Genomic DNA, 8,612 nt, shown 5'->3' with positions numbered 1-8,612 from the left:
GGCATGTTCGAGCAGGTCGGCATCCGCAATCACGGCGATTACTTCGCCACCATGAACCGCCTCCTGCGCCCCGGCGGGCTCTACCTGCATCATTGCATCGCCCGGCGCGCAAAGCGTTCGGACAAGCGCTTTCTGAAGATGAGCCCGGAATACCGCGCGCTGGTGCGCTACATCTTCCCAGGCGGCGAGCTCGACCATCTGGGCATGTCGATCTCCAATCTCGAACGCGCGGGTTTCGAGATCCACGATGTCGAGGGTTGGCGCGAACATTATCGCCGCACGACTTATCTCTGGTGGGAGCGCCTCGCCGCGCGGCGGGAAGAAGCCGAAAAGCTGGTCGGGCCGGAAAAGGTGCGCATGTGGCTGCTCTATCTGGCCGGCTGCTCCCTCGCCTTCGCCCGGGGCGGCGCCTATATCAACCAGACGCTTGCCTCGAAGCGCATCAAGGGTGATCGCGGCCATGCGCCCCTGCCGGTGCCATTGTCGCGCGCGGATATCTACAGTTGATAGCCCGACATGGCCGTGCCCGGCAGCGCGTGGCCCGTCCCGGTCCGGCACGGGCTGCGACGCCATAACGCCGGCCATCCGTGATCGTCGCGATAGCCACGCGCCGCCTGAACGCTTACTCAGGGTCAGGACCCGTTCCCGACCCGTGATGATCCATGCGCAAGATACCCCTTTACGGCTTCGCCCTCCTCGCCGCTCTGGCAGCCGGGCTCGCCATCGTCCTGATCGATACCCGCCCCGCACCGGCGCATCTGAGCCTTGAGGCGCGCAGCGGGGAAGCGCTCGCACAGGACGAGAATACGCTCGTCGTTGATATCAGGCGCCCCGAGGAATGGGTCCAGACCGGTGTCGTCGAAGGCGCCATGCTCGTGACCTACAGCGATGTCGAGAGCTTCGTCGCGCGCATCGATCCGCTGCTCGCACCCGGCCAGGAACTGGCCCTGATCTGCCGCTCCGGCAACCGAAGCTCCCGCGCCGCGCGCGAGATCGCGCAGCGGATCGACAATCCCGTGGTGGATATCGCCGGCGGCATGCTGCGCGTTGTGGCGGAAGGCTATTCTCCGCTGCCACCCCGCCGTGAACAGGGCTGCATGATCTGCTGATCGGCTTTTACGCCTGCGGGCGCCCGGTCGCCGCCGCGCGCACGATCCGCGCCACTTCCGCCAGCTGATCGGCCAGTGGCGTCGTGCGGCGCCAGATCATGCCGATGCTGCGCGTCGGCGCAGGCGTATCGAAGCGGGCGACGGAAACCGGCGCCGAGCGGGTCTCGATCCCCACCGCCATTTGCGGGATCAAGGTGACGCCGATCCCGGCCCCGACCATCTGCACGAGAGTCGAGAGCGCCGAGCCCTCCATCAGATCGCGTGGCACGGCGCCCGATCCTGCGCAGAAGGAAAGCGCCTGCTCGCGAAAGCAGTGCCCCTCCTCGAGCAGCAGCAGCCGCATCTCACGCAGGCTCTCGACATTGGGCACGGGTTTGCCGGCTTCCGCCTCCCGGCGCACCAGCACGAATTCCTCGTCGAAGAGTGGCTCCTCGTGCAGCGACGGTTCGGAGACCGGCAGGGCGACGATGGCGGTATCGAGCCGCCCCTCGATCAGATCGTCCACCAGCGTGTGCGTCACCGCCTCGCGCGGGCGCAGGTCGAGGCCCGGAAAGCGCGCACCGAGCCGGGTGATGATCTGCGGCAGGAGATAGGGGGCGATGGTGGGGATGACGCCGATGCGCAGGCGTCCGGTCAGCGGGCTGTAGGAGGCGCGGGCAAGATCGCCGAGCTCGTCGACCGCACGCAGGATGTCGCGGGAGCGACCGACCAGCGCCTCGCCGAGCCCGGTGAGGCGGATCTGGCGCGCGCCGCGCTCGATCAGCTGCGCGCCGAGCAATTCCTCCAGCTCCTTCATCTGCAGCGAGAGCGCCGGCTGCGATATGGCGCAAGCTTCCGCCGCGCGGCCAAAATGCCCGTGGCGTGCCAGCGCCTCGAAATAACGCAGATGTTTGAGGGTGATCGCACTCATAAGATTCGCCTATCGTATCGATAAGAAAATGCAAATTCTTTTTATGATGCAGGCGTGTTAGGAACGCTTCCAAACAGGTCGCGGAGCGTTTCCCCCGGACGACGTCGCGATTTGCACAGTCTTGCCGCGAATCCGTGCGATCAAGCGCGGTCGCGCCGGAATCAGCTGAGGAGGAAGACAGATGGATGGTATCGACAAGCCGACGAGTGGCAAGTGCCCGGTCATGCACGGGGCCCTGACCTCGACCAGCACCACGGTGATGGATTGGTGGCCCAACGCGCTCAATCTCGACATCCTGCACCAGCACGACACCAAGACGAATCCGCTGAAGGGTTTCAACTATCGTGAAGAGGTCAGGAAGCTCGACGTCACGGCCCTCAAACAGGACCTCAAGGCGCTGATGACCGACAGCCAGGAATGGTGGCCGGCCGATTGGGGCCATTACGGCGGTCTGATGATCCGCATGGCCTGGCACGCCGCCGGCTCCTACCGCATCGCCGATGGTCGCGGCGGCGGCGGAACCGGCAACCAGCGCTTCGCGCCCCTCAATTCCTGGCCCGACAACGTCAATCTCGACAAGGCGCGCCGTCTGCTCTGGCCGGTCAAGAAGAAGTACGGCAACAAGATCTCCTGGGCGGATCTGATGATTCTCGCCGGTAATGTCGCCTATGAATCGATGGGTCTGAAGACCTACGGCTTCGCCTTCGGGCGCGAGGATATCTGGCATCCCGAGAAGGACATCTACTGGGGTTCGGAGAAGGAATGGCTCGGCGCCGCCCGCTACAAGGGCGAGGGTGAGGACCGTGCCAGCCTGGAGAATCCGCTGGCCGCCGTGCAGATGGGCCTGATCTACGTCAATCCGGAAGGCGTTGGCGGCAATCCCGATCCGCTGCGCACCGCCAGGGACGTGCGCGAGACCTTCGCGCGCATGGCGATGAACGACGAGGAGACCGTCGCACTGACCGCCGGCGGCCACACCGTCGGCAAGACCCACGGCAATGGTGATGCCGCCGATCTCGGCCCGGATCCGGAAGCCGCAGACGTGTCCGAACAGGGGCTTGGCTGGAACAACCACAAGAGCCGGGGTATTGGTCGCGACACCGTCACCAGCGGCATCGAAGGCGCCTGGACCACCCATCCCACGAAATGGGACAACGGCTATTTCTATCTTCTGCTGAACTACGAGTGGGAGCTGAAGAAGTCGCCGGCGGGTGCTTGGCAGTGGGAACCGATCGACATCAAGGAAGAAGACAAGCCGGTCGATGTGGAAGATCCCTCGATCCGTCTCAACCCGATCATGACCGATGCGGACATGGCGATGAAGATGGATCCGGAATATCGCAAGATTTCCGAGCACTTCTACAAGAACCCGGAATACTTCTCCGAGGTCTTCGCCCGCGCCTGGTTCAAGCTCACCCACCGCGATATGGGCCCGAAGGATCGCTATATCGGTCCGGAAGTGCCGGCTGAGGATCTGATCTGGCAGGATCCCGTGCCCAGGGGCGCGAAGGATTACGACGTATCGGCCGTGAAGGCGAAGATCGCCGAGAGCGGTCTGAGCATTTCGCAGATGGTCGCCACCGCCTGGGACAGCGCGCGCACCTTCCGGGGTTCGGATCTGCGCGGCGGCGCCAATGGTGCGCGCATCCGCCTCGCACCGCAGAAGGACTGGGCCGGAAACGAGCCCGATCGCCTGCAGGGGGTTCTCTCCGTGCTGGAGCCGATCGCGAAAGGTGCGGGCGCGAGCCTCGCCGATGTGATCGTGCTCGCGGGCAATGTCGGCATCGAGAAGGCGGCCCGGGCTGCCGGCCACGATGTGACGGTGCCCTTCGCGCCGGGGCGTGGTGATGCCACGCAGGATGAGACCGATGCCGATTCCTTCGTCCCGCTGGAGCCTGTCGCGGATGGTTTCCGCAACTGGCTGAAGCAGGATTACGCGGTGAGCCCGGAGGAGCTTCTGCTCGATCGCACCCAGCTCATGGGTCTGACCGCGCAGGAGATGACCTGCCTCGTCGGCGGCATGCGGACACTGGGCGCCAATCACGGTGGCACCGCGCATGGCGTCTTCACCGACAAGCCCGGCGCGCTGACGACGGATTTCTTCGTCAACCTCACCGACATGGCCTGGAAATGGGTGCCCAAGGGCGACAATCTCTACGAGATCGTCGACCGCAAGACCGGCGCGACCAAGTGGACCGCCACCCGCGTCGATCTGGTCTTCGGCTCCAATTCGGTGCTGCGCGCCTATGCGGAAGTGTATGCCCAGGATGACGGCGAGGAGCGTTTCGTGAACGACTTCATCACCGCCTGGACCAAGGTGATGAACGCTGACCGCTTCGACATCGCCTGATCGACGGACAAGGCGACGATAAAGGCCCCTTCCGCTTCGGCGGGAGGGGTTTTTTCGCGGGTGTCCATCAAGCCACCCCGAAGGCCATGGCCCAGAGGCCGACCATGGCAACGAAAATCCCCAGTGACGCGATTTCAGCGGCGAGTGCGCAAACGGAACGGAACATGTCGATCTCTCCAGGTTCGATCTATGTTCTATTATGTTCTGATTTGTCCGACCGGAAAAGTTCTTGTTTCGTGCAGTGTTGATCACGGTTAATCAAAAGTTTACGCCGGACCGGCGACACCGCGCCGTTGCATCCGGCGGGATCCGTGCACGTGTTTGCTCGATCCGCCGCTCGATCTCTTGCATTGCCGTAAGGGCACCGGCGCTTTAATGCGAGCCAGTACATCTTCATCGCAATCCGATCCGCCACCTGCCCGCGCGGCACCGATCGAGCATACGATCATGAACAAGGCCCAAGAATGCGCCCAAGAATGCGCCCAAGAATGCGCCGGAGATTCCACTACCCACTCCGCCCGTGATTCCGCCGATGACGCCGCCATCGAAACCGATGCGCTGCAAAAGACCTACGGCGCCACCCGTGCCCTCGACGGGGTGAGCCTGCGGGTGGCGCGCGGGGAGGTTTTCGGGCTGCTCGGCCCCAACGGAGCGGGCAAGACCACGTTCGTGCGGCTGCTCTCGACGCTGATCCGGCCCACGGGCGGGCGGGCCGTGGTGCTCGGCCATGATATCGTCGCGCAGGCGGCGCAGCTGCGCAGGCGCATCGCGCTCACCGGACAATTCGCCTCCGTCGACGAGGAACTGACGGGGCGCGAGAACCTGTTGCTGCTCGCCCGGCTTCTCGGGCTCACGGGAAGCGCGGCGCGCGGGCGCTGCGACGAATTGCTCGAAGCCTTCGACATCGCCGCTGCGGCGCGACGCCCGGTCAGCGGTTATTCGGGCGGCATGCGCCGGCGGCTCGACATCGCGGCCTCGATGATCACCCGCCCGGACCTGCTCTTCCTCGATGAGCCCACCACGGGCCTCGATCCGCGTGCGCGGGCCGATGTCTGGGCGATCACGCGTCAGCTGGCGCGCAGCGGTACCACCATTCTGCTCACCACCCAGTATCTCGAGGAGGCCGACCAGTTGGCCGACCGGATCGCGGTGATCGATCATGGACGCGTCATCGCCCAGGGCACGGCAGCGCAGCTCAAGGCCCGCATCGGCAGCGGTGTCCTGCGCCTGACGCTGCACGACCCGGACGGGGCCGCGCGCGCGGGCTCCGTCGCGCAGAGCTTCGATCTCGCCGCGCATCAGGAGGATGATCCCCGCATGCTCGCCATTCCCCTGCCCGATGCCGATGCGGCGGTGCCACTGCTCGCAGCTCTGGCTGAACAGAACATTGCGCTTGTCGATTTCGCCTATGGCCAGCCGACACTCGATGCGGTCTTCTTCGCGCTCACCGGCCATGGTGCCAGGCCTGATCAAGAGGGGACGCCGGCATGAGCGAGCGGCAATCGCGTCTCGACCGGGCGCTCGGTCCCGGCAGGCGCAGGCCCTCCGGCCCGCGTCCGCTCGCCGACACGCTGGTCTTCGCCTGGCGCGCCATCCTCAAGATCCGCCACAATCCCGAGCAGGCCTTCGACGTGGTGGTCACGCCGATCATGTTCACCGTCATGTTCACCTATCTGTTCGGCGGCGCGCTCGTGGGTTCGACCGAGGCCTATCTGCAATTCCTGCTCCCGGGCATCCTGGTGCAGACGGTGATGTTCACCTCGATCTATACCGGCTTCACGCTCAATCAGGATATCAAGCGCGGGGTTTTCGACCGTTTTCGCGCCATGCCGATCTGGCGCCCGGCGCCGCTCGCGGGCGCGATCCTGGGCGATGTACTGCGCTATACCGCCTCAGCGCTGCTCGTCTTCGGCGTCGGTTTCGTGATGGGTTACCGGGCCGAGGGCGGGGCGGGTGCCGTCATCGTGGCGCTGGTTCTGCTCAACATCTTCGCGCTCGGGATCGGCTGGATCTTCACCGCCGTGGCGCTGATGGTGCGCACGCCGGGGACGGTGATGACCCTGTCATGGCTCGTGCTGATGCCGGTCACCTTCGGCTCCAACATCTACGTCGCGCCACAAACCATGCCCGGCTGGCTGCAGACCTTCGTCACGATCAATCCGGTCAGCCACATCACCACCGCCCTGCGTGGCGTGCTGGACGGCGCACCGGCCCTCGGTGCCACCGGTCTGGCCCTGATCACCCCGCTGGCTGTGACGGCGTTGTTTGCGCCATTGTCGATGTGGCTCTATGCCCGCGAGCGGGGCTGAGCCGCAACCGCATCGGGTTCATGCAATTGCATCCCGGGCGGGTCTGGGAACTCTGACAAACCGGAAGCCGCTTTTGTGACGGGTAGCAGGACCTGACGGATCTTGCTTCCCGATGATAGCCTTCGCTTCGAAGCTTGGAAAACAAGCGATCGGGGGCGGGAGGGATGCATGCCGGCACAGATCGATATCGGACCCGTCGACCCCCGCCTGCGTGATCTGCTCGCACCGGGCGGCGTCATGCGCGCCGGCACCAATCTCTCGAATTTCCTGCTCGTCACGGGCAAGACCGTTGAACGCGCGCCGGTCGGCGTCTCGCCCGATATGGCGCGCTGCTTCGCCGATTGTCTTGGCGTCGAGGTGGCTTACGTGACCTACCCCTCTCCCGGCCCGCTCGCGGATGCGGCAGCGAATGACGCATGGGATATCGGGCTGATCGGCGCCGAGCCGCAGCGCGCGCGCATGATCGCCTTCACGCCACCCTATGTGGAGATCGAAGCGAGCTATCTCGTGCGCAACGACGCGCCCTTTGGCACGCCACAGGCCCTCGATGCGCCAGGCAAGCGCATCGCCGTGACAGGGCGCACCGCTTATGCCCTGTGGCTCGAGAACAATCTGCGCCATGCCGAACTCGTGTATGCCGGCAATTTCGACGATGCGCTCGCGCTCTTCAGGGATGAGGGACTCGACGCGCTCGCGGGCCTGCGCTCGCGGCTCGTCACCGATGCGCGCACCATGCCGGGAACGCGGATCCTGCCAGGACGCTTCATGGCGGTGCAGCAGGCGGTCGGGGTGCCGATCGCCAGAGCCGAGGCGCTGCCACTGGTGGCGCGCTTCGTCACCGCCGCGCGCGATGGCGGACTGGTGGCAGAACTGATCGAGAAACACGGCGTGCACGATCTCGCCGTCGCAAAGCCCGCCTGAGCGATCATACGGAGACAAGCCATGCGTATCGTTATCATCGGCACCGGCGCCATGGGATCGGTCTATGCCGGCCTGCTCGGCGATGCCGGGCTCGATATCGTCGCAGTCGATACATGGGCCGCGCATATCGAGGCGATCCGCCGCGACGGGTTGCGGGTATCCGGCGCGAGCGGAGAGCGCGTGGCCCGGATTTCTGCAACAACCGATGCGCGCGAGGCAGGCCCGGCGGATCTCGTGATCATCGCCACCAAGGCCAACGGTGTCGAAGCCGCAGCCCGGGCCGCGCGCGCGATCCTCACCGAGGACGGCGTCGTACTGACGATCCAGAACGGGCTCGGATCCGCTGAAAAGGTCGCGGCGATCATCGGTGAAGACAAGACCCTGATCGGCGTGGTCGGCGGCTTTGGCGCCTCGATCCCGCAGCCGGGCCATGTCCACCACAACGGCTGGGAATTCGTCCGGCTCGGCGAATATCGCGGCGGCACCAGCGCGCGGCTCGAGCACATCGCCGATATCTGGCGCAAGGGCGGTTTCAAGGTGCTGCTCTTCGCGGATATCCATCAGCTCGTCTGGGAGAAATTCATCTGCAACGTCGCCTTCAGCGGCACTTGTACGCTGACCGGCCTCACCATCGGGGAGGTACTCGCCGATCCGGATGCCTTCTCCGTCGCCGCCGCCTGTGCAACGGAGGCGCACGCGGTGGCACGGGCGAAGGGGATCGCCGTCGATATCGATGATCCGGTCGCCTATGTGCGCGCCTTCGGCGAGAAGATCCCCGGAGCGCGACCCTCGATGCTGCTCGACCACATGGCCGGTAAACGCTGCGAGATCGATGTGATCAACGGCGCCGTGCCCCGCGTCGGGGCCGAGGTCGGGGTGCCCGCACCGGTCAATACCACGCTGGTTGCGCTGATCCGGGCGCGCGAGCGCGCTTTCGACAACTGAGCGGGATCGAGGAAGGGGGAGGCGGCATGGGCACGCGGCAGCAGGATGGCGATGCATTCGATTACGTG

At 65.4% G+C, this 8,612-nt stretch carries 8 protein-coding genes; 7 read left to right on the top strand and 1 reads right to left on the bottom strand.

The features are described 5' to 3' along the window. A partial coding sequence (locus tag VKP01_RS03765) for a class I SAM-dependent methyltransferase (RefSeq protein WP_324410412.1) occupies positions 1-507 on the top strand: 507 nt, incomplete at its 5' end. A 155-nt stretch (positions 508-662) separates the two neighbouring features. Beyond that, positions 663-1,109 carry a rhodanese-like domain-containing protein gene (locus VKP01_RS03760; protein WP_324410410.1) on the top strand — a complete coding sequence of 149 codons (447 nt, stop codon included), beginning with the start codon at positions 663-665 and terminating at the stop codon, positions 1,107-1,109. 7 nt (positions 1,110-1,116) lie between these two features. Here the strand turns inward: VKP01_RS03760 and VKP01_RS03755 are convergent, their stop codons facing one another. Next, a complete protein-coding gene (locus VKP01_RS03755; protein WP_324410408.1) occupies positions 1,117-2,019 on the bottom strand; it encodes a hydrogen peroxide-inducible genes activator in 903 nt (300 codons plus the stop codon). Between the two features lie 181 nt (positions 2,020-2,200). On the opposite strand from VKP01_RS03755, the gene katG reads away from it, so the two are divergent. From katG to VKP01_RS03730, 5 genes are all read left to right on the top strand, one after another. Then, a complete protein-coding gene (gene katG / locus VKP01_RS03750) occupies positions 2,201-4,369 on the top strand; it encodes a catalase/peroxidase HPI (RefSeq protein WP_324410406.1) in 2,169 nt (722 codons plus the stop codon). 447 nt (positions 4,370-4,816) lie between these two features. Further along, a complete protein-coding gene (locus VKP01_RS03745; protein ID WP_324410404.1) occupies positions 4,817-5,860 on the top strand; it encodes an ATP-binding cassette domain-containing protein in 1,044 nt (347 codons plus the stop codon). Then, positions 5,857-6,678 (top strand): ABC transporter permease, encoded by an 822-nt coding sequence (locus VKP01_RS03740; RefSeq protein WP_324410402.1) that lies wholly within the window; start codon positions 5,857-5,859, stop codon positions 6,676-6,678. The genes VKP01_RS03745 and VKP01_RS03740 overlap by 4 nt, the downstream gene beginning before the upstream one ends. Positions 6,679-6,846: 168 nt before the next feature. Continuing rightward, entirely contained in the window at positions 6,847-7,599 is a 753-nt protein-coding gene (locus tag VKP01_RS03735; protein ID WP_324410400.1) for a transporter substrate-binding domain-containing protein, read from the top strand. A gap of 21 nt (positions 7,600-7,620) precedes the next feature. After that, positions 7,621-8,544 carry a 2-dehydropantoate 2-reductase gene (locus VKP01_RS03730; protein ID WP_324410398.1) on the top strand — a complete coding sequence of 308 codons (924 nt, stop codon included), beginning with the start codon at positions 7,621-7,623 and terminating at the stop codon, positions 8,542-8,544. Positions 8,545-8,612 lie beyond the last annotated feature (68 nt).

Source organism: Saliniramus sp. (assembly GCF_035311605.1).
In the GTDB taxonomy this organism is placed as follows: Bacteria; Pseudomonadota; Alphaproteobacteria; order Rhizobiales; family Beijerinckiaceae; genus Saliniramus.
This window is presented reverse-complemented; position numbering and strand designations above follow the sequence as displayed.